The sequence below is a fragment of the Streptomyces sp. NPDC045021 genome, from assembly GCF_056432645.1.
Genome location: NZ_JBWKIQ010000010.1, coordinates 1 through 21,507 on the forward strand (window position 1 = coordinate 1; position 21,507 = coordinate 21,507).

Here is a 21,507-nt window from a genome sequence, read left to right on the forward strand (position 1 = left end):
GGCTGCCCGGCCCTTCAAGTGGACCAAGACCGCAGACCAGATCATCGACCGGATCTGCCACTACTGCGCCAGGATCTCCGGACCGGCTCACTAGGTGTATTGCCTCGCAGGGTTGTTTGCGCGGGTGATGGGTGGGTTGCCGCCGAGTGCGGTGTGGCCGCGGTGGTGGTTGTAGGTGTGGAGGAAGTCTGTCAGGGCTGCTGTGCGTTCGTCGTTGGTGGTGTAGGGCCGCAGGTAGGCCCATTCGTCGGCGAAGGTGCGGTTGAAGCGTTCGACTTTGCCGTTGGTCTGGGGCCGGTAGGCGCGGGTGAGTTTGCCGGTCGCGCCGAGGTCGGCCAGGACGGCCTTCCAGGCCAGGCCCTTGCGGTAGGACCAGGCGTTGTCGGTCAGGACCCGTTCGATGCGGGTGATGCCGTGGGCGCGGTAGAACGCGGCCGCGCGGGTGAGGAAGCCCGCGCAGGTCGCGACTTTCTCGTCGGGGTGGATTTCGCTGTAGGCCAGGCGGGTGTGGTCGTCGACCGCGGACTGGATGTAGTCGAAGCCGACCTCGACGCCCTCGTCGATCTCGGCGACCGGCTGCGCGCCGAACTGCCCCTGCGCATCGAGATGGGCGGGAACCTCTTCTACGCCTTCTCCGACCCCGACGGCGGCGCGAGCGAGTTGATCGGCCTCCTCGCCGCGGCCGCGATCCTGTTCCTGGCGTTCGGTTCGCTCGTCGCCGCCGCGCTGCCGATCGGCATGGCGGTCTTCGGACTGACCGTCGGGGTCGCCACGATGACGGTACTGGCGGGAGTCACGGACGTCCCCACCTTCGCACCGGTCCTGGGCAGCATGGTCGGGCTCGGAGTGGGCATCGACTACGCGCTGTTCGTGCTCGCCAGGCACCGGGAGTACCTCGCGCGCGGGCTCGATCCGCACGAGGCGGCCGGACGAGCGGTGGCAACGGCGGGGCGGCCGGTGGTCTTCGCCGGCGGCACCGTCGTCGTATCGATCCTCGGCCTGGCGGTCGCGAACGTGCCGTTCATGACGGTGGGCGGGCTCGCCGTCTCGATCGTCGTCCTGACGATGGTGGTCGCGTCGGTGACGCTGCTGCCGGCCTTCCTCGGCGCGGCGGGCCCACGCCTGGCCCGGGCCGGCCGGATCGGCCGGGCTCTGCAGACCGGAAAGCTGGGCCGACTCGCACGGCGGCGGGACACGGTGGCGGGCGCCGCTCCCGCCGCCGGTTGGCGGCGCTGGATCGGGCACGTCAGCCGACACCCGGTGCTGTACGCGGTCGGCGCGGCGGGGCTGCTGCTGACGGCGACGCTGCCCGTGCTCGGCCTGCGCGTCGGCCTGCCCGACGACGGCTCACTGCCCCACAGCCGTACCGAGCGCCGCGCCTACGACCTCGTCGCCGAGGGGTTCGGCCCGGGCACCAACGGTCCCCTCGTCATCGCCGCGGACCCCGCCGGTGATCCGGGAGTGCTGGACCGACTCGTCGCAACGGTCTCGGCGGATCCGGGCATCGCATCCGTCGCGCCGACGCACATCGATCGGGCCACCGGCATCGCGACCCTCGTGGTGTTCCCGACCACCAGCCCTCAGGACAAGGCCACGGCCGACACCATCGCCCGGCTGCGCACCGACGTGATGCCCACGGCGATCGGGCACGGCCCGGCCAGGGCCCACGTCGGCGGCGCCACCGCGAGCCTGTCCGATGTGGGCCAACGCACCAGCCAACGCCTGCCGGTGTTCGTCGCCGCCGTGCTGGCGATGTCGTTCCTGCTGCTGATGCTGGTCTTCCGCTCGATACTCGTACCGCTCACGGCGGTACTGCTGAACCTGCTGAGCATCGGCGCGGCCTACGGCATCATGGTCACCGTCTTCCAGTGGGGCTGGGGCGGCGCACTCATCGGGCTGGAAGCGACGGTTCCGATCGTGTCGTTCATCCCGATGTTCCTCTTCGCCATCCTGTTCGGCCTGTCGATGGACTACGAGGTGTTCCTCCTCTCCCGCGTACGCGAGGAGTACCTGCGCACCGGCGACAACGGCACGGCGATCGTTGAGGGTCACCCTGCCCCACCACAACGGCCGCACCGAGGGCGCCAACTGCAAGATCAAACTTCTCAAGCGTCAGCGGTACGGCCGTGCCAGCCACCCCCTCCTGCGCCAGCTCATCCTGCTCAACTGACCGTCAGCGGCACTGATCAACGCCTACGAAAATCTTGGAAGACCCATCTTTAGGACAGTCCCAGCCGGTGACTTCAACGGGGACGGCAAGGACGACATCGCCGCCTGGTACGACTACTCCGACGGCCACGACAGCCTCAACACATTCGTCAGCCTCGGCACCTCCACCGGCACCTTCCAGGCCCCGTACTCCGCCTGGTCCAGTGCGGCAGGCAACTTCTACTACGCTTCCATGCCCCAAATGGTCGCCGGCGACTACAACGGCGACGGTCGTGACGACCTCGGCGTCATGTACGGCTATGGCACTGGCTACTCCCGCATGCTCACCTGGACCGCCAAGAACGACAACAGCGGAACGTTCAACGCCATGACCCCCAGCACCTGGACCTCCCCCACCGGTACCTGGGCCAACACGGATGTCCACTTCTTCAACACCCACAGCTGATCGCTGACCGCATGACCAGGCCCGGCGGGACCATCGCCAACAATCGATGGTCCCGCCGGGCCTTTCCTTGCCAGGTCAGCCTGGGATTCACCCGGCCTACGCCGCCGCGACCCCAAACTCACCGAATCGACACAAAGCGATGTTCCGTCTTCGTTCTCCGCAAATCCGCCGACGAAAGCTGCCGCTCGGCATGTCAGGGCCGACCTCTTTAAACCGGGCGACGGCTCTCCGACCTGCGCTACCGTCTGATGCTCCGACACCGCTTTCCTCGGAACTTCGCAGGTGCGAGGTTGTCAGTCCCGTCCGCCGCGACGGTGGACACCCAGGCAATCGGCCGAGGCACCACCACCGAAGTCAGCAGCTTGTAAAAGGCAGTCCGATCCACGTCCGCGGGATCAAAATCGACGCGCATGCCAGCCAGTATCCATACAACCCGCCCACGAACCGCGCCTCTGCACCCCGGCGCGGCCAAGCCTCGTGTTCGCCGAGAAGAGCCCCGCAAGCCCGCATGGGCCGCGTGCTCCAGGCCTGTCCCGCAGCGGATAGCGTTGAAGCGATGTAGGTGACGGGATCGGAGAGTGATGAACGGTACTGGAGCGGAGGTCGGCGGCCCGCGCGGGGTGTTCTCCGTGGACTCGACCGATCCGGGCGCCGCACCGCGGGGGCTCGACGCCTTCCGGCGCGGGTGGGAGACGCAGATCGGTGACGATGTCTTCCAACTGCCGGCCTTCAGCCCGGACACCATCGGGGACTTCCGGGTCAAGGGCCAAGTGACCAAGGTGCACGGTGCGGCGATCGCCGATCTGCACGCCGCGTCGGCGACCCGGACCGCGGACGCCCCGGGCGGCGATCAGGATCTGGTGGCAATGTACGTGGTGCAGCGCGGCGCATGGACTCTGGGTGGGCCGCCCGGTCACGGCGAGCAGACCGTTTCGGCCGGGCAGTTCCTCGTCCGGCACGTCGGGAACCTGACGGCCTTCGAGACGACGGCTCACCTCACGGCGAAGTTCTTCGTTCTGCCTCCCGGTGAGCTCAAGCCCCTGCTCGGAAACCGGGTCATCACCGGGCCGGCGGACTCGGCCGAGATACGCCTGCTGACGGCCCTGACAGACATGATCCACACAACGGTGGCCGACCTCGGCCCGGCCGGTGCGGAAGCCGCCCACGGGGCCCTGATCGAGCTGGCCAAGGCGGTGACGAAGGGCCGGTTCGACGACGTGGAACCCCGGCTGGCTCCCGCGCTCACCCAGGCGGCCAAGGACCTCGCGGACCGTCGGCTCGCTGATCCCGAACTCTCTCCCGCGATGCTCGCGCGCGAACTCAACGTCTCGGTCCGTACGCTGCACCGGGCATTCGCCGCGGTCGGAGAACAGGTGAGCACCTACATCCGCCATCGGCGACTGCGCGAGGCCCGGCTCGCCCTCACCGCGCCGTCGGGTCGCCTGAGCATCTCGGAACTCGCCGCACACTGGCAGTTCGCGGACGGCAGTCACTTCACCCGAGCCTTCAAGAAGCACTACGGTCAGACTCCCAGCGAGTACGCCCGTTCGACCGGAGCACACCCGCCGGGGCGCGGGTCGGCCGATAGCGCGTGACCAGGGTTAGGACCGCGGTTCAGCGGGTGTCCCCTGCTTTCGGCGTATGCGGCAGCCGTCCGCACAGGCACTGGACCGTCGAGCTCGCCGGCAGCTGGTCGAAGGCTTCGACCAGCTGCCGGCGGTCCGACCGGCGTCGAAATGAGCGCGTGATCGAATCGCCCTGGACGCTGAAGGAGGCTCAGTCGATCAGTTCGGCGGCCCGTTCGGCAATGGCGTAGACGGTCGCGTTGGTGTTGGCCGAGGGGATGGAGGGCATCACCGAGGCATCGGCGACCCTCAGTCCCGTTATGCCGTGCACGCGAAGGTTCGCAGGGTCGACGACGGCATCGGCGTCGGTTCCCATGCGGCAGGTGCCCGTGTAGTGGAAGTAGGGGCCGGTGGCCTTGCGGATGAACTCGTCCACGTCTTCGTCGCTCGTCCCGGCGCCCGGCACCGCTTCCTGCTTGCGCCAGTCGGTGAACGCGTCGCCCTCCCCGATGCGGCGCGCCAGGGCCAGGCCCTTGCGCATGACCACGAGGTCACGATCGTCGCTCAGGTAGCCCGGGTCGACAACGGGAGCGCTGCCGGGATGGGCGTCCGCCAGGCGCACGGTGCCGCTGCTGTGTGGAGCCATCGCGGCGAAAGCGATCGAGTAGCCGTTGGCCGGCGGCTGGCCCCATGCCGACGGGAGCGGTGCGGCGACGACGTAGACCTGGAGGTCCGGCCGGCCGGCGGCGGGGTCGCTGTGCAGCAGGCCCATCATTTCGGCCGGCGGGTTGGCGGGAATGAACGGTACGGGCTGGATGGCCTCGTACACCACTCCCGCCATCGGGTGGTCCTGCAGATGGGAGCCCACCCCCGACAGGTCGGCGACGACTTCGATGGCGTGTTCCTCGAGGTGTTGTGCCGGGCCGATCCCTGACAGCATCAGGAGGTGCGCGGAGCCGATGGCTCCGGCGGTCAGTACCACCTCGGCGCCGTCGGCGGACAGGTGCTCCCCGCCAAGGGTGTACTCGACGCCCGTGCAGCGGCCCGCGGTGACGAGCAGCCGCTGCACGGTCGCGTCCGTGACGACGTCCAGGTTCGGCCGGTCCAGGAACGGACGGATGTAGGCGTCGGCCGCGCTCTGGCGGGCGCCGCCGGGCAGATTCATGTCACTCCACCCGAACCCGGTCCGCAGCCCGCTGCCGATGTCATCGGCGCGTGCGAACCCGGCCTCCACGGCGGCATCGACGCCTGCCGTGGCCAAGGGATGGGGTTCCGGGACCGGGGCCACCACGACCGGGCCGTCCGTGCCCCGCACGGAGGCATCCCGGCCGCGCGTGCTCTCGCTGCGGCGGAAGTAGGGCAGCAGATCGTCGAAACCCCACCCCGGAGCGCCGAGGCCGGCCCATTCGTCGTAACCCGAACGGTGCCCCCGCAGGTGGTAGAGGCCGTTGATGCTCGACGATCCGCCGAGCGCCTTGCCGCGCAGAACGTCAGCGGTCCTGCCCGTACCGGCCTGCACGGTCGAGGAGCCCAGCCAGAGGGACGACGGATCGAACCCCAGGAAGCCCCAGGGAGATGCCATCGTCTCGGTCGCGTCCCGGGCTCCCGCCTCCAGGAGCAACACCCGCACGCCGGGGCGCTCCGAAAGCCGGGAGGCGATCACGCATCCCGCCGTCCCCGCTCCCACCACGACGTAGTCATATGGGCTCTTGTCCATCATGTCTCCGCTTTCCACGGCAGTCTTGTCCGACCACCGGTCTCCAGAAAATCAGCTCCTCGACGAGCAGGGAGCTGATGATGCCTGTGTACCAACTCGTTTTTGGTGTGCATCCGTCCAGGAACAACGCAGGTGTTCCCTCGGCCTTCGCAGCTTAGGAAGACCGGCACAGCACGCACTTGGACCACTGCGACGTCCCTTCGGAACCTGCGCGCCACACGTTCCTGCCGGCGACCCTGTGGCTGGATGGCGAGCCGACTGCAGGTGTTCTGATGACACCCATCGCGCTAACGGACTGACCAGCAGACATCACACAGCGTCATTTCTGAGCCGTGACCCCCGGATTACCTTCAAATTGCCGACTGTGATGGCGAGTTGACGGCTGGAAAGGGTTGGACGTCGAAACGTGGTCTAGTCCCAATACCGGTGATTTAGGGAGTTTTCTGGCGGGTCGAAGCGGCTTTGTTCGGGCCGACGAGTTGGATGGTGGGTCTGTCGCGCAGGGATGGGCTGCAGTGCTCGGCCCGTTTGAGTGCCCAGTTCGACATCTTGCGTTTGATCACGCGGGGGGTGGATCTCAACTTCCTTGTGGGCAGGGGTCGTTCGGCCATTTCATGCAGGCTCTGGGTGGTGGCCCGCGCGAGTCGGGAGGGGGGAAAGAGCCGCCTGTCCGGTGACGTGGCGGCGGACGGTGCGAAGAGTACGGGTGAAGGAAATCCGGTCCGGATCGTGTCCGTCCTTGAGGGCGGCCTGGTGCATCAGGTCCCGCAGGGCGTGATGCACCAGGAGAAAAGCGAAGATCTCCTGCTCCACCCCACGCGGGTGTTGGGAACGCAGGACGAGCCCGGGGCGGCCCTGATGGTTCTTGATCTCGTCCAGCGTGGTCTCGATTTCCCACCGCTGGGCGTAGAGCGCGGCAAGTTCCGCGGCCGGTGCGGCTTTCGGGTCCAGGATGCTGGTGATCAACCGATAGACGGTGCCATCACCTCCCAGTGTGTACTCCACGACACGCACTCGCTCGGGATCCGCCCGCCGGTAGTGGTCCCGGGCGGCGACGATCTCCAACACGTAAGAACCGTCGTCGAGGACGGTCACGATGGGCAGTACGACCACACTCCGCACCCGCCACAAGAGATCGGCGCCGCTCGCCCGAGCGGCCCGCCACAAATCCAGCCCGCAAAATCCCCGGTCCGCGAGCAGCAGCATGCCCTCGGTCAGCGCAGGGAACAGCCCCTTGGCCAGGACGGTCTCGTGGACCGACAGCGGCCCGACCTCGGCTGCGAACACCGCGTGAGTTCCACACTCGGCCAAGACCGCCACCCTGGCCTGCGGATACGCGCTGCGGCCCTGCCCGCGACTGCTGCCCGGCCGTCCGAAGAACTCCGCATTCCCCGCCGTGTCCGGAACGTCGAACACCGTCCCGTCCACCGCGACCATCCGCCACCGCCGGTACCAGGCGCCCGGGGTCCGCTCGACGGCCACCGGCCGGCAGACCCGGGAAAACAGCACTCGCAACGGCTCCGGCCCCAGCCGCAAACGGGCCCGGCCAATCGCCGCCGTCGTCGGCACCCGCCACGCCTTCGTCCACCGGCCCTCACGCTCCAGGCCCTGCACCAAGAGCCGGGCCACCTCCTCGTATCCCTGGCCGAAGAACAGGCACATCGCCAGGACGAAGTAGACAACCACCCGCGCGGGCAACAACCGGTGCCGTTGCTCAACCCGGCCGCACTCGGCGACGACCTCATCGATCAACTCGGGTGGGAAAGCCCGTGTCAGGACCCCCAACGCAATCCGATCCGACAACCGGTCACCCAACGACGACTTCACCTGTCCAGGCCGTGGCACAACCTACTCAACGACACAGACCCACCAAAGTCACCGGTATTGCCTCTAGATGGGGTGTTTACAAACCCACACCCAGTGGGAAACCAAGTGCCCCGCTACCGCATGCACCAGCACCAGTGGCTCAGGGCAAGGAAAATCATCCCCGCTGTCATCGCCATCACGATAGAAGCACCTGTCAATGATGACTCGGTTGACCTTGTGTCCCTCGCCTTCGAGAAACTTCTTGGCGAACTCGTCAGGAGCTGCGAGAAGCGCGGACTTTTCATCCGGACTCAGTTCAACGTTGTAGATTTCTACCTCTTGCACCGACTCTTGCGGAGCCTCGCGTGTCATTTTCGCCATGAGTACCACCTCACCGGATAACCCTCTGGGGTATGGCGCCCCCCTCCGCCCTGCCGACCATGCTCAACCCGAGCTCGCTCACGGACGGCTCGAACCGATTTTCGCCGTGCGTACCGCCTCCTCACCGCCCCTCTCTCCAGCGTGCGCTTGCGACGGGTCTACGCAACTCGGCAGCTCCACCAGAACCGTCCACTCATCAATGAACCGTTCCGGGTATGTCGGAGACTCTACGATGTGACTGTGACCTGCTGTTTTGGAGCGGTCAGGTCGTAGCTGGCTTCGTATTCGGCTGGTGGGACGTGCACGTCCCCTATCTCACCGTGTAGGCGGCGATGGTTGTACCAGTCGACCCATTCGGCGGTGGCGAGTTCGACCTCGGACAGGGTTCGCCAGGGCCGCTGCGGCTTGATCAGTTCCGTCTTGTGCAAGCCGATGGTCGACTCCATGAGCGCGTTGTCCAGTGCGTCGCTGACCGAGCCGATGGAGGCGGCGATGCCGTCCCGACTCAAATGCTCGGCCAAGGTGAAAGACGTGTATTGCTTGGGTTCAATGAGTCGTTGCAACACTCCTGATAAGAGAGGTGTGGGGTCTGGTGCAGCTTTGGGTGACAGGTGCGGTCACGCGGCCTGGAGGGCCGGTGTGGTCATGACGGTCTCGAATTCGACGGGAGTCAGCCGGCCGAGTGCGGCTTGTCGGCGGCGGCGGTGGTAGGTCCGCTCGATCCAGGTCACGATCGCGATCCGCAGTTCCTCGCGGGTGGTCCAGCTCCGGCGGTTGAGGACGTTCTTCTGCAGCAGGCTGAAGAAGGACTCCATGGCCGCGTTGTCGCCGGCTGCCCCGACTCTCCCTATTGATCCGGCCATCCGGTGCCGGTCGAGCGCCCGGACGAATTTCCGGGAGCGGAACTGCTTGTCGCAACACTGCTTGTTAGCGAGCATATGTGCTCGCTGAAGACCTCAGCGGGAGTTCTCCACTCCAGCGTTTTGCGGGGGCGTGTGTTGAGTGCCCGTGCAACGGATTCAAGTTCGCGAGGGCTCCACCGGGACAGGTCGGTGCCCTTGGGAAAGTACTGCCGCAGCAGGCCGTTCGTGTTCTCACTCGTGCCCCGTTGCCAGGGACTGTGAGGATCAGCGAAGTAGACTGCCATGCCGGTGTCCATCTTCAACTGGGCATGCTGAGCCAGCTCCTTGCCGCGATCCCAGGTTAGCGACCGGCGTAGTTGACCTGAGATCGTAGCCATTCGGGCGGTCAGGGCCTCCCTCATCGCCTCGGCGCCATAGCCGGCCAGAGCCGGACCGTTCTTCACCCTCGGCTCAACCCCGTAACCCTCCATCCGCGGAAGATGGACCAGGACCGTGAACCGCGTCGCGCGCTCCACCAGCGTGCCGATCGCGGACCGGCCCGTACCGATGATGAGATCGCCCTCCCAATGACCCGGAACTGCCCGGTCCTCGACCTCGGCGGGACGCTCGCTGAGGATTACGTCGGGCGTGACGTGGCCACCTGGATGGCTGCGTGCGCGTGACCGCGGCTCGCGCAGTGCCCGCCCGGTCCGCAGGCATGCGACCTGCTCGCGCTCGAGCCCGCCACGTCCCTGGATGTAAAGGGCCTGGTAGATCGCCTCGTGCGAGATCCGCATGGACGCGTCGTCGGGGAAGTCGACCGGCAGCCGGTTCGCTATCTGCTCCGGACTCCACGCCGTCGCCCAGCGCCGGTCCTGACGGTGGGGCTTGTTCCGCCCCTTCCACGCCTGCGTCGCGGGACCGGCCACCGGCCTCCCGTCCGGAGCGTGGATCACGCCGGCGAGCCGGTCCTGCACGTACTCACACAACCGCTTATCGGCAGCCAGCTTCGCCGTCTTCGGGCGCCGGGCCCGCCGCTCCGCATGCCACTGAGCGGTGGACGCTCGGTACTCCGGCCGATAAGCCCGCGTCGACGCGTTCCGCCGAAGCTCCCGCGAAATCGTCGACGGGGACCGACACGTCAGGCGCGCGATGTCACGGATTCCCAGGCCCTGAGCCCGCCACACGGCAATGTCCTCGCGCTCCGAAAACGACAAGTAGCGCCCCGACACCGTCGGCGCAAGGTTCGGTTGCACGCCCCCAGCGTGCCGGAACCACCTACCCCCGACGGCAGGCGACTCCCCGGCGACGGCGGCCGCTTCCTCGGTCCGCAGCCCCTCGGCGATCGCAACCCAGAACCGGACGCGATCCTCGCGCCAGACAACCGTCGGCCGACCGGGCGAGGGCATCTGCCCCCGATACTCGCGAACCCTTGCCTGCTGCGGGCCAACCCCCACCACTCCACCTCCGGCTATGAGGTGTTGCGACGATCAGTTGAATCCACCCTGCGATCCGCGATCGCTGTGCAGGATGCATCCGTCGACGTGCTCGCGCCGGGCCACGGCGTTGTCCAGGGCGGTCACGGCCAGGCGGGACTTCATCCGCGCGTCGATGGAGTAGCGCACGATCCTGTTGCTGAAAACGTCCTTGATCGCGCAGAGGTACAGCTTGCCGTCGCCGGTGGCATGTTCGGTGATGTCGGCGAGCCACAGCCGGTTCGGGCCGGTCGCGGTGAAGTTGCGGCTCACGAGATCGTCGTGCACCGGCGGGCCGGCCTTCCTGCCCCGGCCGCGTTTCTTCCCGAACACGCTCCACCAGCGGTTGTCCCGGCAGATCCGCCACGCGGTGCGGTCCGCCATCGCGGACCCGGCGCCACGCGCTTCATCGGCCAGGAACCGGTAGCCGAACTCCGGGTCGTCGCGGTGGGCGTCGAACAGCGCGTTCCCGCGATATGCCTCCTCCAGCACGGCGTCGGCCACCGGCTTGTCGAGCCAGCGGTAGTAGGGCTGTCCGGCGAGCTTCAGCACCCGGCATGTCACCGTGACGGGCATCGCGTCCCCGGCCAGCTCTTTCACGAGCGGGTAGATCCTTTTCCCGGCAGATGCGCCTGTGACAAATAAGCTGCGGCCCGGCGCAGGACGTCCGTTCTCCTGCTCCAGCAGCTTGATGCGCCGACGTGCTTCCCGCAGTTCCACGCTCTCCTGGCTGGAAGTTCCGGGCTTTGTCCCGTCGTCGATGTCCGCCCGGCGCATCCACTTCCACAACGTCATCGGATGAACTCCGAAGTCGGCGGCCACCTGCTCGACCGTCACACCCGGACCACGATTCCTCGCAACCCGCACAACGTCCTGGCGGAACTCTTCCGGGTATCGACCCAGCTACCGCGAGGGTCCACTGCTGGTTCGACGTAACGAGCGACAGCGCTGGACTCTCAGCATGTCCGCAACCGACCCACCCAACGAAAACGGCCCGCCGGAGATTCCGACGGACCGTCACGAAAGATCGAGGCTAAGCGTGGAGATTGACGCGGACCCACTTGGCAACGTCCTCCCGCGAGGCGAAGCGCTTGGCCGCGATGGCTTGCCCGAGATACCAACCGCACACGCTGAGCCGGAGGTCTTGGATGCTGTTGCCCGAGAAACTGTAGTTGATGGGGATCTTGGCCAGGTGCGGCTCGGCGGCTGCGAGATTGATCACCGAATTGTTCCCCAGAGCCGACAGAGCGGCCGCCCAGGCACTCATATCGGACGGTGTGACCGCCTCGAACTGGACGCGAAACCCGCTCACCACGCTCATGGCCGCCCCGGCCGCGGCCCCCACGATAGCTCCGATGGAACCACCCGGGAGTCCTCCCAGTGCACCGGCGGCCGCCGAGGGTGCGTCCACCGTGGGGTCTGGTGCCTTCTCATGACCGATAACCAGCCGCTGCACCACCTCCCGGTCGCTCATGGTGTCTGGAGCCCGGAGCAGCCATCGCACGGTGGGCCCTACCCCTCCGACCTCACGGCGGATCACGTCGGGCTGAAAATTCATGCCGACCGCCGAGAGGAAGTGGCCGACCTGATTGTCGCTATTCGGCCACGGGTCGCGGAATCCTGGCCCTCCCGGGGTGGGTCGGCTCTCGCCCTTGAATCCCCGGTCGTGAAAGCGGATCCGTGTCTGAAGACCGGGAATTGCGAAGTGTTCTGTGATGGCCAGGATCTCCCTGAGCCGGCCCGCTACCGTGCCGTCGTCGATGATCCCCGGATCCGAGAACAGTAGCGCCAGGGCCTCACAGTCGTCCGAGCCGGCGGCGAGCTTCTGGGCGCGGTCCATATTTCCCAGCCGGACCGGTGCAAAACCGGTGGGCGGGCCCGGTGACAGGACTTGGTTCTGCGGGGCGAGGGAGGCTGGCCGCAGGGCTGCTCCGGCGGGTGCCAATGCCACGTCGGGCGTGGGGGTGCTCATTGGCCGCTACCGCTGACGACGTGGGCACCATCGGGGCTCGAGGTGCTGGCGACGGTCACTCCGGTGTCCGAGGCGGAGACCGAGATCTTGCCGGGCAGGGCGACGGAGGGGGTAAAGAGGTCCTTGTAAATCTTGGATCTGACGTTGTCGCTGTCCGTGACGAGCTTCTGTCCCAAAGCCTCGCGGTCGTTGTCGAGTGCGCGTTCGCGGACGGCATTGAGTTGCAGTCCCTGCGAGTAATCGTCGAGGGCGTTTCCTTGACCCAACAGTGAGTCCACGACGACGCCCTCGGTCCGCATGACCGTCTTGTCCACGTTCAGGATGACGCCGGGAACGGCGATCTCGTTTCCGGTCGCGTCGCGGTAGGTGGACGTCGTCTTCCGCCATCGCAGGTAGGTGTCGGTTGACCCGGCCGCACCGATGGTGCGTGTTTCCACCATGGGCGGGTCGACCAGCTTGTCCTGGTAGTCGAAGAGCGTGGACAGTTGGTCAAGGACCATCTTGCGCAGGTCGCTCTTCTTCTCGGGCTTGACGTAGGTGTCCAGCAGGTCGTTGAGCCGGGACAGCGGAACCTCGTGTACCGATTCGCCGTAGCCGTTCCAGAAGGCGACGCGCACGTCAACCAGGTGCAGGATGGTGATGTGTTCCTGGTTCATTTGGCGGAAGACGAAGTTCAAGGTTCGTCCGACATTGATGTTCTCAAGCTGACGGGTGATCGAGGTCTCCTCGCCGCTTTGCGTCTTCACCTCGTCGGAGGTGTTGATCTGCACGTCCCGCTTCGCTGACGCCTTGGATGCATGCTTGTTGATCGCGTTGCTCGTGTTCTTGGCGAACTGCTCGCGCTGGGCTGCGGAGGAGCCTTTCACGCCGCCACTGACTTTCGCGCTGGCAAATCCCCAGGAGCCGGAGGCTTCTGCCTCGACGTGCCACTCAAGGCTCTTCTGCTGGGCCTGTTTGTCAGAGTTCTCGTGCTGGATGGTGTTCTCGAAGTCGTCCGCACTTTCCTTGGTGAACGAATCGAGCACGCTAGAGGCCGACTTACTGTCGGTCTCGGTCTTGCGGAAAGTCTTGATGCTGATGGTGGTCTTCTCACCCGGTAGGAGGGTGAACGTCTTCAGCGTCCGGCCAGCACCATACTGGCCAAGGAAGGTGGACAGCCGGTAAGTCTCCACCAGTGCGATCTGCGGCTTCCCTTCCGGCAGCACCCCGTCGGCGGCGGGCGCCCCGAATGGATCCGGGAGGAAGGTGTGCATGTACTCCCCCCACAGCGTGCGGTGCACACTCAGCCGATAGCCCGTCTGCAGCATCTCCGTGACATGTGCGATGTCCAGATCGGTGATCTGTGGCCGCACCATGGAATCGGCCAGGGTGGCCTGGGAGAGGATCGAGCCGCGCACCGCCCGGGCCAGGTGCATTACCTCAGTGGGGGTGATGCCTGGCGTGTTTGCGGCGCTCTCAAGGGCTGGGCCACTGGGCGGAGGCGGAGCTGGGGTCGGTGTGTCTGCTGTTTGGGTCAGGGGTGTCAGATCCGGTTCGACAGTGGCCTTGCGCAGTGCCTGGGCAAGGACACTGGTGGTGGCCGTGTCCAGCGCGCCCGCGCTGCCCGCGACCGCGCTGTGCGAGGCAAACAGCCCTGCGTAGGTGGCGGCTGGATTCTTGATCCCGGGGAAGGTCTTGAGGTCTCCGGTTCGGAGCATGGCGGCCACGTCTGCGGCTGTGAGCTGGCGCAGTGTGTGGGCCAGTGTGCGCTCTGGAGGCTTGAATGCGGCGTCGAGGAACCAGTCCTTGGGGTTGTCCACATCCAAAGCAATGATGTTGCCGCCGGTGTAGGAGGTCGGCTCCGGAACGTTGTAGCTGAGGATCGCGGCCTTGCCACTCGGGTCGAACTTGGTAATCGGCTCAGACACCACGGCTCCCTGTCACCTGGCCTACTCCGGATGAGCGGGCACCACCACAGAGTAGAGACGAATGTCGAATAAAATAGGACATACACACGCGCGGGAGGGTGATTTTCGAACACCAAGAGCGGGAGCCTCTTCGTCTAACGCCAGCGCTCCTGCGCACCAGCCACCTCGCCGCGTGACCGGCCCAAGAAGGCTTCCCGTGCTCTCGGCAGACGACGAAGTGCTGATCACCTCGTGCGCGGACAAACCCCGCCCCGCCGGACGGACGGGAGTCGTCGTCGAAGTCACCCCCGGGCCGCTCACCGGCGGGGCGTTGGCTGCCGCCAGGTCGGCCTGCAACGAGGCCCGGCTGACGGCCGGTCCCAGGCCGCCAGGGACGGTGGACGGCTCGGCGGCCTGGCGTGGATCTGGCCGAGCAGGTCGCGGTGGCGGTAGAGGCAGGTGCGGTCCACGCCCGCGCCGCGGGCGATGGCCGCGACGCTTCGGAGCCGTCGACCACGGTCGCACGGCCGTGGACGATGGGCTCGACGTGCCAGTACACCAAGATCCCGCGCCCGCCGTAGCGCGAGTGCCACTCCGTGAACAGGTTCTGGCCCCACGAGCGGAAGTGCGTGGAGTCCGAGGCCACCGCAGTCGAGCCCGCACCCCCCAGGCCGCTGTCGCGGACAGCCAAGGTGGCGTTCGCGACCGCGATCCGCTGCGCGACCTCCGGGGTCAGGTAACGGCGGCGCACATAGCGGATCTCCTCCTCGCTGTGCAGGCTGCCCGCCCCGATGACCTGCCGGATCCCGGTATTGGTGCCGTAGGCGTAGATCGCCAGCATCAGCCGCTCCGCCAGCACCCCCGCCTCCAGTTTCCCGCCGCCGGCCACGGCGGTGACCTGCTCCTGGCAGCCGGTGCGCAGAGCCGCCTCCTTGAGCATGTCCACCAGCGGGACTGCGTTCCACCGGCGGCCCACCTCGTTCTTGAGCCGGCGCAGGTTCCGCGGCTCCTTCTGCCCGCCCGGGACGGTGAACCTGATCGCCCCCGCCGCCCGCTCCTTGACCTCCACCCAGTCCAGCTCAGGCAGCGCCCGGTCCAGCGGGGCCAGCTCTCCGGTCATCTCCTCGCGCAGCTGGCCGATGAACTCGCCCGGGTCCAGCGGCTTGCGCAGCTCGCCGTAATGCTCCCTGCGGCGCGCCTCGAAGTCGCGCGGCAGGTCCTGGTCCGGGTCGCGCCACCGCCCCGCGCCAACCACCCAGACCTCCTTGCAGCGCAACTGCTCGCGCAGCGCCTGGAAGGTGGCCACCTCGTAGACCTTCCGCACCACCCGCCGCCGCACCCGCCGATGCTCCCGGTGCACCAGATCGGCCCACTGGCCGGTGGTACCCCGGTGCTCGGGCGTGGCCTCCCCCAGCGGGTAGTAGGTGGTGTTCCCGGCCTTCGCATACCGGGCGGCTTCATGGCGTCCCTCGCGCAGCTGCTCACCGGCGCAGCGAAGCGAGCCGACCAGATCGAGCCCGACCGTGACGGCGGCGCCTCGTGCCCGCTGCACGAAGCCGCTGCCCTGATCACCGACCACATCGGGCAGCGCCCCATCTGGGCCGCCCGCGCCCTCGACCCGCAAGGAGACCCGGCATGACCCTGCTGATCTACCCGGAACTGCCCGAAACCTGCCTGGTGGTCCTCATCGGCGTATCCGGCGCCGGAAAGTCGACGCTGGCCGCTACCTGGCCCGCCTCCCAGGTCCTCTCGTTGGACGAGCTGCGCGAAGCTGTCTGCGACAACTTCCCTGTCAAGTTCGGCGTGTTGAGCCTTCGACGAGGACGCCTCCCCGCTACGGATCGGCAACCTCGCCATCGGCGCCGACCGGATGCCGTCACCAGCCACGTGGCGCTCGCGCTGCGCTCGGGGATGCTGATCTCAGCCCCGGGACACGTACACCGTTCGCCCTGTGGTCCGTCACAAGGGACCTGGACGAACTGCCCGAAGAGCTGTGACACGGCCGCGTCCAAAACGCCTGGACCGTGGAAGCCGTGTCTGTCGAGGTGCCCTGGGGCAGGTACCGCTCCTGTCTACCGTGGCCCCATGGGGCTACGTTCATACCTCCACCGTGTCAATCAGCGGCACCCATGGAGTCACAACGACCACTACGGCCCCTGGATCGCCAGCCGGGTGGCCGGGTCCGGGGCTCGCCACATCCTCGACGTCGGGTGCGGCGCGGGGAATCTTGCCGCGCTTGTGCGCCGTCGGGCTGTCACCGTCACCGGGCTCGAACCCGACCCTCAGATGGCCCGCGCCGCGGCGGAGCGCTTCGCCGACGACCCTGCGGTCACCATCGTTGAAGCCGGCTTCGCCGGGCGCGCCCCGCAGCGGCGCTTCGACGCCATCACCCTGGTCGCTGTCCTGCACCATCTGCCGCTGGTGCCCACTTTGCTGGAGCTGCGCGGCTGTCTCGCTCCGGGAGGGCGCCTCGTGGTCGTCGGCTGCTATCGGCAGGCCGGGCCTGTCGCTCTGCTCGTCTCCCTGCTGTCCGTGCTCTTGAACCCGGTCATGGGGCTGGTCAAGCATCCGGGCCGCGCCGCCGCGCTGCCCTTGCACATGACGGCGCCTACCGCTGATCCGCAGGAGACGTTGGGGGACATCCGGGCTGCGGCCGCGCAGGAGCTGCCCGGCGCCCGGATCCGGCGTCGCCTGTTCTGGCGGTACAGCCTGGTTTACGACGCTCCCGCCCGGCACAGCCCGGCCTGACCACTACGAGCCGCTTGAGAGGTCCCTCATACGGTCTCCCGCGCGATGCCGCCGCGCCGCGCCCCCAGATGTGGACGCCCCGGTGCCATCAATTCCCAGCAAGACTGATCTTCATCAACGCGGTGGTGGCTCCCGAACTCGCGTCGAAGTGACACCCGTGGAAGGTGACACAGCCACATGGTCTAGGGAGCGCCCTCAGAAGTATCCCGAAAGGCTTGAAACACCATGCGCTTCATCTCCAAGACGTCCTTGGGCGGCGTGACCGAACAGCTCTTCACCCTCGACGAGATTCCCGGCGTGCTGTGGACGCTGGAAGACGCCCACGGCACTCGTCCCTTGATCCTGATGGGACACGGCGGCGGGCAACACAAGAAGGCCCCCGGCATCCTGGCCCGCGCGCACCGCTTCGCCGCCGAGGGCGGGTTCGCGGTCGCCGCGATCGACGTGCCCAACCACGGCGAGCGGCCGACGGACGAGGAGTTCGACCGGATCGCGACCGAGTACCGGGCGCGTATGGCCGCCGGAGACGATACGGCTGTGCTGGACACCGCCATGTATACGCTCGTGGCCGGGCAGACCGTCGCGGAATGGCAGGCGGTCCTGACCGCAGTCCAGCAACTCGACCATATCGGCGGCGGACCGGTGGGCTATTGGGGCGTGTCGCTGGGCTGCGCGTTCGGTATACCGTTCGTCGCCGCAGAACCTCGAGTCCGCGCTGCAGTGCTGGGCCTGCAAGGGTCGCCCGCGCTGGCCGGGGCCGCCGCGCAAATCACCGTGCCGGTGCAGTTTCTGGTCCAGTGGGACGATGAGCGGATGCCCCGTGCACCGAGCCTGGCGTTGTTCGATGCCATCGGTTCAGCCGAGAAGACACTGCACGCCAACCCCGGCAAGCACGGAGATCTACCGCAGTTCGAGATGGACAACTCGCTGCGGTTCTTCGCCCGGCATCTGGGCTGATACGTCTGTAGCTACCTGCCGGGAGGCGTCTGCGTCGGCAGTACGCGTACGGCCGCATGGCGGTCGGCGAGCTGCTGGCGCAGGTGACTGTTCTCCACCGTGGCCTGGTGCAGGGCGCCGACCAGAGCCTCGACGTCGGCCTTGAGCCGGGCGATCTCCTGCGCGTACGCAGCCCGGAGGTCCTTGAGCCGCCGGACCTGCTGGCGCAGACGCCGCTCGCTGTCCGGCGTCCCGCCACGTGCACGGACCTGGTCGTAGATTTCCCTCTTCAGGTCGGTGTGCCGCTGGGTGAGAGTGTTGCGCGGGACGCCTGCCTCGATCGCGAGGGCGACGATCGTCAGCGCATTGTTCGAGTGCTGGCCTGCGCCGCCCAGGATGCGGTCCGTCGCGGACGGATCCGCTCGCGCTCGTCCGGGGCTGGGCTCATAACATCGGCTCCTGTATATGGATGCGGTCGTGTTCGTGCCGGTCGGCCAGCCTCCGCAGGTACCCGGCGTGCCGGGCCAGCCGGTCGGCGAGCGGATCGGGCAGCGCCTCGGAGGCGGCCTGCTTGTCCAGCACCTGCGCGTGCTGGCGGAGTTGGTCGGCGTGCTGGTCGGTGCGCGCGATGTTCGCGCACGAGGGCTGGCATCTGTCCAGCCGTGGGGCGTCGGCGGTGTCCAGCCAATGGCAAAGCGCCCGGTCCCGGTTGTAGACGCACATCAGGGTGTCCGGTACCGGACGACTCCAGCGACGGTTGGGCCCTTCATGACCTGCGCCTCGACTGGGTTCTGGACTGGCACCAGGCCACCACGAAGCCGTGGGTCAACCTCAACAGACTGCTGTGAATTCGCCCCGGACAGCTGGCTGCCGGCGTTCAAAGCAGTCCGCCCGTCCGGGGCCACCTACCCCGTACGAAACGAGAGGGACATCCCCGTATGGACTCCGCCCTGCGCGTGCAGGCCCCCTGCGGGCATCGCGCCTTGCTCATCACCGCACTCGCGGTCCCGCTCACCGGCTGGACCGCGCCACGCCCTCACACTCCATCGACGTCTTGCCGCTGAGCGCATCAACCCGTTAACCGGAGGCCAGCGCCGCCGTTCCTTCGAGCGCCGCGCCCAGCGTCTGGTCCACCGGCACCGCGCGGACGCGGTCGTCTGCCTGGTCGATCTCGACCAAGTCAAGGGCCTGAACGATGAACACGGCCACGCGACGGGCGATCTGGCGCTCGCTGCGAGCGGTGAGCGGCTGGCCCGGTGGGCTGGACCCTGCGGGATTGTAGGGCGCCTGGGCGGTGACGAGTTCGCCGTCGCCACCCGCGTGGACAGCCAGAACGGCGAGGACGCCATGGAAGCGCACCTGGACCAGCTCATGGGCGCGCTGTGCGAACCGGTCCTCACCGACGCCGGGCCCATCGCCATCGCCGCGTCGGTAGGAACCGCCGCTCCGGCCTACCTGGGCACCAGCGCCCTGCCGACTCTGCTCCGGGGCGCCGACCCTCGATGTAGCGGAGCAAGCACACTGGGAACTGCGGATGGGCCGAGATCGAGGACCTGCAGACGGCGACCGTCAACGGCCGCCGTGCCGGCCGCCCGGGACGCACACCCTGGCGCGTGCCGTATGAGCCCGCCGAACGCGAGGGCGACGACTGGATCCGAGGCATCACCATCCGCCAGCCCTGGGCGGCCTGCATCCTCGCCGGTAAGACCGTGGAGAACCGGCCCAAGCCAGGGCGGGCGCGGCTGGATCCTTGTCCATGCCGGAAAGACGAAGCCGGACCGCACCGTGCTGCGCGACCCGCTGGTCGCTCGCACGGGCGGCCGCGAACTGCACCTCGGTGCGGTCATCGGCGTCGCCCGCCTCACCGGCTGCCACCAGGACGATGGCCCTGCTGGTAGTTCCGGCTATCAGCAGTTGCGTAATGGGGTGTTGGAAGGCGACGCCCGATGTCCCCGCTACGAGCGAGAATGAGCCTCCGGGGGTCCCGATGGCGTCCTTTACGGTCAGCCTCCGTGCACGGTGAGCCGGTAGCCCTCGGGACCGGTGAAGGAGAACGTCGGCCCGAACGGGCTGTCCTGGAGCGGGGTGACGTCTTCCGTACCGGCCGCGACGAGCTGCTCGCGCAGCGCCGGGGCGTCGGTGGTGCGCAGCCACAACGCCACGCCCAGGCCAGGACGTACGACGGTGTCCAGGTCGACTCCGGGCAGCAGCTCGCGGACGGCGAACGGGATCGGGGTGGTGGCGAAGACGACCGCGTGGGCCGGTCCACCCGGGGCCCGCCGCAGCCCGAGCCTCTCCTCGAAAAACGCGGCCGCACCCGGTACGTCCCTTACCTGCAGGGCGACGAAATCGGGGCCTTCGACAGTGGCGGTCATGGTGTCTCCAAGAGGTGATCGACACGAACATTAATGTCAGAGCTTTGACATAGGAGACTGTAGGTGTCACGTCCCCCGTATGTCAAAATGCTGACATGGAAGACCATGCACCTGTCCCCCCACCCCATCCAGCCCAGGACGTCACCGAGCACGTTGGATACCGGCTCAAGAAGGCTTCGGCCGCTCTGCGGGGCGCCATGGACAAGGCCCTGCGCGAACACGATCTGACCGTCCCGCAGTACTCCTGCCTGGAACTCCTCGACGAACAGCCCGGCCTGTCCAACGCCGACCTGGCCCGCGGCACCTTCGTCACCCGGCAGTCCGCCAACGTCGTCCTGCGCGGCCTCAAGGACGCCGGCCTGATCACCCAAGCCACCAGCACCGACCACGGCCGGGCCCTGCCCATCCACCTCACCGCGGCCGGACAGCAGCGCCTGCACGCCGCTCGCAGCGCCATCTACGCCATCGAGGAACGCATGATCGAGAGCATTCCCGCGCGACGGCTGACGGAGCTCCTGGCCGACCTCGACACGATGGCCGAGGCCCTCGGCGCATGACCTGCGCGGCCGTTACCGCCCTTCCCGCGGGCACGGCGGTAACGGCCGCGGTGTCGAGGTCCCCCTGGAGGACCGCAACGGACCTCCAGGGGAACGAAGAACCGTAGTTCAGTTGGCCTGGGCTGCGGCTTCGGCCTCAGAGTCGGCGATGCCGAGGTTGGCGTAGGCGACCGGGTTGGCGCACTCCCAGACCTTGACGATGTGCCCCTCGGCGACATCGATGCGGAAGACGTGCACGTTGTTCACTGCCGGAGTTGATCTCGTGGTGGTGCTCGATCACGCGTTTCAATGCTTCGAGGGTTCGGGGAGGGTGGTCCCGCGGAAGACAAGGATTCTGGCGAGCTCGGGCCCGGCGAAGGCCAGCATCGGCTTGGACCTCCCGGTGTGGTAGCTCAGCACGTGTTGCGCTTGCGGCCCATCAGTTCGGCCGCGAGGGTCAAGGTGACGGTGTTGCGGCTGCGGAGCACTGCGGTCAGGACGCGGTGGCGGTGATCGAGGGTGCCGAAGCCGGGGTTGCGGCCGCGACCGTCCCTGCCTGTGCTCTGGCGTTCGGCTTCGGTCAGGACCTGTTGGCACGGTTCGAGCTGGAGCACGAGCTGTTCGAACAACTGGTGCGAAGCCAGACGGCGGGGG

17 protein-coding genes and 7 pseudogenes are annotated in these 21,507 nt (G+C 67.5%); 8 read left to right on the forward strand and 16 right to left on the reverse strand.

Features of this window, described 5'->3' with window-relative positions; all coding sequences use genetic code 11:
* Nucleotides 1-90 precede the first annotated feature (90 nt).
* Nucleotides 91-546, reverse strand: a pseudogene (locus AC07DC_RS27240) (integrase core domain-containing protein); the annotation flags it as partial.
* A gap of 60 nt (nt 547-606) precedes the next feature.
* Between AC07DC_RS27240 and AC07DC_RS27245 the strand changes: the two are divergent.
* Together AC07DC_RS27245 and AC07DC_RS27250 are read left to right on the forward strand one after the other, a co-directional pair.
* Nucleotides 607-2,028 (forward strand): annotated as a pseudogene (locus AC07DC_RS27245) (MMPL family transporter); the annotation flags it as partial.
* 187 nt (nt 2,029-2,215) lie between these two features.
* The gene (locus tag AC07DC_RS27250) at nt 2,216-2,614 is read left to right on the forward strand and encodes an FG-GAP repeat domain-containing protein (RefSeq protein WP_478917414.1); all 399 of its coding nucleotides are present in this window, start codon (nt 2,216-2,218) and stop codon (nt 2,612-2,614) included.
* 271 nt (nt 2,615-2,885) lie between these two features.
* Here AC07DC_RS27250 and AC07DC_RS27255 read toward each other — a convergent pair.
* Nucleotides 2,886-3,026: pseudogene (locus tag AC07DC_RS27255) on the reverse strand (flavin reductase family protein); the annotation flags it as partial.
* Nucleotides 3,027-3,195: 169 nt separating this feature from the next.
* Here AC07DC_RS27255 and AC07DC_RS27260 point away from each other — a divergent pair.
* A complete protein-coding gene (locus AC07DC_RS27260) occupies nt 3,196-4,209 on the forward strand; it encodes a helix-turn-helix domain-containing protein (protein ID WP_478917139.1) in 1,014 nt (337 codons plus the stop codon).
* Nucleotides 4,210-4,390: 181 nt separating this feature from the next.
* Here the strand turns inward: AC07DC_RS27260 and AC07DC_RS27265 are convergent, their stop codons facing one another.
* The 10 genes and pseudogenes from AC07DC_RS27265 to AC07DC_RS27310 all read right to left on the reverse strand — a co-directional run bounded on the left by AC07DC_RS27265 (nt 4,391) and on the right by AC07DC_RS27310 (nt 15,837).
* Complete coding sequence (locus AC07DC_RS27265) at nt 4,391-5,899, reverse strand: GMC family oxidoreductase (protein WP_478917140.1); 1,509 nt, start codon at nt 5,897-5,899, stop codon at nt 4,391-4,393.
* A gap of 609 nt (nt 5,900-6,508) precedes the next feature.
* Nucleotides 6,509-7,741, reverse strand: a complete 1,233-nt coding sequence (locus AC07DC_RS27270; RefSeq protein WP_478917141.1) for an IS4 family transposase — start codon at nt 7,739-7,741, stop codon at nt 6,509-6,511.
* A gap of 45 nt (nt 7,742-7,786) precedes the next feature.
* A complete protein-coding gene (locus tag AC07DC_RS27275; protein ID WP_478917142.1) occupies nt 7,787-8,083 on the reverse strand; it encodes a hypothetical protein in 297 nt (98 codons plus the stop codon).
* Nucleotides 8,084-8,310: 227 nt separating this feature from the next.
* Entirely contained in the window at nt 8,311-8,646 is a 336-nt protein-coding gene (locus AC07DC_RS27280) for an integrase core domain-containing protein (protein WP_478917143.1), read from the reverse strand.
* Nucleotides 8,647-8,700: 54 nt separating this feature from the next.
* Nucleotides 8,701-8,991, reverse strand: a pseudogene (locus AC07DC_RS27285) (integrase core domain-containing protein); the annotation flags it as partial.
* A complete protein-coding gene (locus tag AC07DC_RS27290; protein ID WP_478917144.1) occupies nt 8,931-10,334 on the reverse strand; it encodes an IS30 family transposase in 1,404 nt (467 codons plus the stop codon). The gene AC07DC_RS27290 and the pseudogene AC07DC_RS27285, both read right to left, overlap by 61 nt.
* 81 nt (nt 10,335-10,415) lie before the next feature.
* Nucleotides 10,416-11,303: an IS3 family transposase gene (locus tag AC07DC_RS27295; RefSeq protein WP_478917415.1), complete on the reverse strand. Its 888-nt coding sequence runs from the start codon at nt 11,301-11,303 to the stop codon at nt 10,416-10,418.
* 130 nt (nt 11,304-11,433) lie between these two features.
* Nucleotides 11,434-12,240, reverse strand: a complete 807-nt coding sequence (locus AC07DC_RS27300) for a hypothetical protein (protein WP_478917145.1) — start codon at nt 12,238-12,240, stop codon at nt 11,434-11,436.
* Between the two features lie 128 nt (nt 12,241-12,368).
* On the reverse strand, nt 12,369-14,279 hold the full coding sequence (locus AC07DC_RS27305) for a hypothetical protein (protein ID WP_478917146.1): 1,911 nt from the start codon (nt 14,277-14,279) through the stop codon (nt 12,369-12,371).
* The gene (locus AC07DC_RS27310; RefSeq protein WP_478917147.1) at nt 14,272-15,837 is read right to left on the reverse strand and encodes a Tn3 family transposase; all 1,566 of its coding nucleotides are present in this window, start codon (nt 15,835-15,837) and stop codon (nt 14,272-14,274) included. Before AC07DC_RS27310 ends, AC07DC_RS27305 begins: the two co-directional genes overlap by 8 nt.
* Nucleotides 15,838-16,343: 506 nt before the next feature.
* Here AC07DC_RS27310 and AC07DC_RS27315 point away from each other — a divergent pair.
* Together AC07DC_RS27315 and AC07DC_RS27320 are read left to right on the forward strand one after the other, a co-directional pair.
* Nucleotides 16,344-17,006, forward strand: a complete 663-nt coding sequence (locus tag AC07DC_RS27315; RefSeq protein WP_478917148.1) for a class I SAM-dependent methyltransferase — start codon at nt 16,344-16,346, stop codon at nt 17,004-17,006.
* Nucleotides 17,007-17,231: 225 nt separating this feature from the next.
* Complete coding sequence (locus tag AC07DC_RS27320) at nt 17,232-17,963, forward strand: dienelactone hydrolase family protein (protein WP_478917149.1); 732 nt, start codon at nt 17,232-17,234, stop codon at nt 17,961-17,963.
* 423 nt (nt 17,964-18,386) lie between these two features.
* On the opposite strand, the gene AC07DC_RS27325 is transcribed toward AC07DC_RS27320, so the two are convergent.
* Nucleotides 18,387-18,665 (reverse strand): hypothetical protein, encoded by a 279-nt coding sequence (locus tag AC07DC_RS27325; protein WP_478917150.1) that lies wholly within the window; start codon nt 18,663-18,665, stop codon nt 18,387-18,389.
* A gap of 45 nt (nt 18,666-18,710) precedes the next feature.
* On the opposite strand from AC07DC_RS27325, the pseudogene AC07DC_RS27330 reads away from it, so the two are divergent.
* Together AC07DC_RS27330 and AC07DC_RS27335 are read left to right on the forward strand one after the other, a co-directional pair.
* Nucleotides 18,711-19,385: pseudogene (locus AC07DC_RS27330) on the forward strand (GGDEF domain-containing protein); the annotation flags it as partial.
* Between the two features lie 170 nt (nt 19,386-19,555).
* Nucleotides 19,556-19,841 (forward strand): annotated as a pseudogene (locus AC07DC_RS27335) (ASCH domain-containing protein); the annotation flags it as partial.
* A 104-nt stretch (nt 19,842-19,945) separates the two neighbouring features.
* Here the strand turns inward: AC07DC_RS27335 and AC07DC_RS27340 are convergent.
* Nucleotides 19,946-20,317 carry a VOC family protein gene (locus tag AC07DC_RS27340; protein ID WP_478917151.1) on the reverse strand — a complete coding sequence of 124 codons (372 nt, stop codon included), beginning with the start codon at nt 20,315-20,317 and terminating at the stop codon, nt 19,946-19,948.
* Nucleotides 20,318-20,412: 95 nt separating this feature from the next.
* On the opposite strand from AC07DC_RS27340, the gene AC07DC_RS27345 reads away from it, so the two are divergent.
* Nucleotides 20,413-20,874 (forward strand): MarR family winged helix-turn-helix transcriptional regulator, encoded by a 462-nt coding sequence (locus tag AC07DC_RS27345; protein WP_478917152.1) that lies wholly within the window; start codon nt 20,413-20,415, stop codon nt 20,872-20,874.
* A gap of 108 nt (nt 20,875-20,982) precedes the next feature.
* Here the strand turns inward: AC07DC_RS27345 and AC07DC_RS27350 are convergent, their stop codons facing one another.
* Together AC07DC_RS27350 and AC07DC_RS27355 are read right to left on the reverse strand one after the other, a co-directional pair.
* Nucleotides 20,983-21,120 carry a hypothetical protein gene (locus AC07DC_RS27350; RefSeq protein ID WP_478917445.1) on the reverse strand — a complete coding sequence of 46 codons (138 nt, stop codon included), beginning with the start codon at nt 21,118-21,120 and terminating at the stop codon, nt 20,983-20,985.
* Nucleotides 21,119-21,479: pseudogene (locus tag AC07DC_RS27355) on the reverse strand (ISAzo13 family transposase); the annotation flags it as partial. The pseudogene AC07DC_RS27355 and the gene AC07DC_RS27350, both read right to left, overlap by 2 nt.
* Nucleotides 21,480-21,507: the final 28 nt, after the last annotated feature.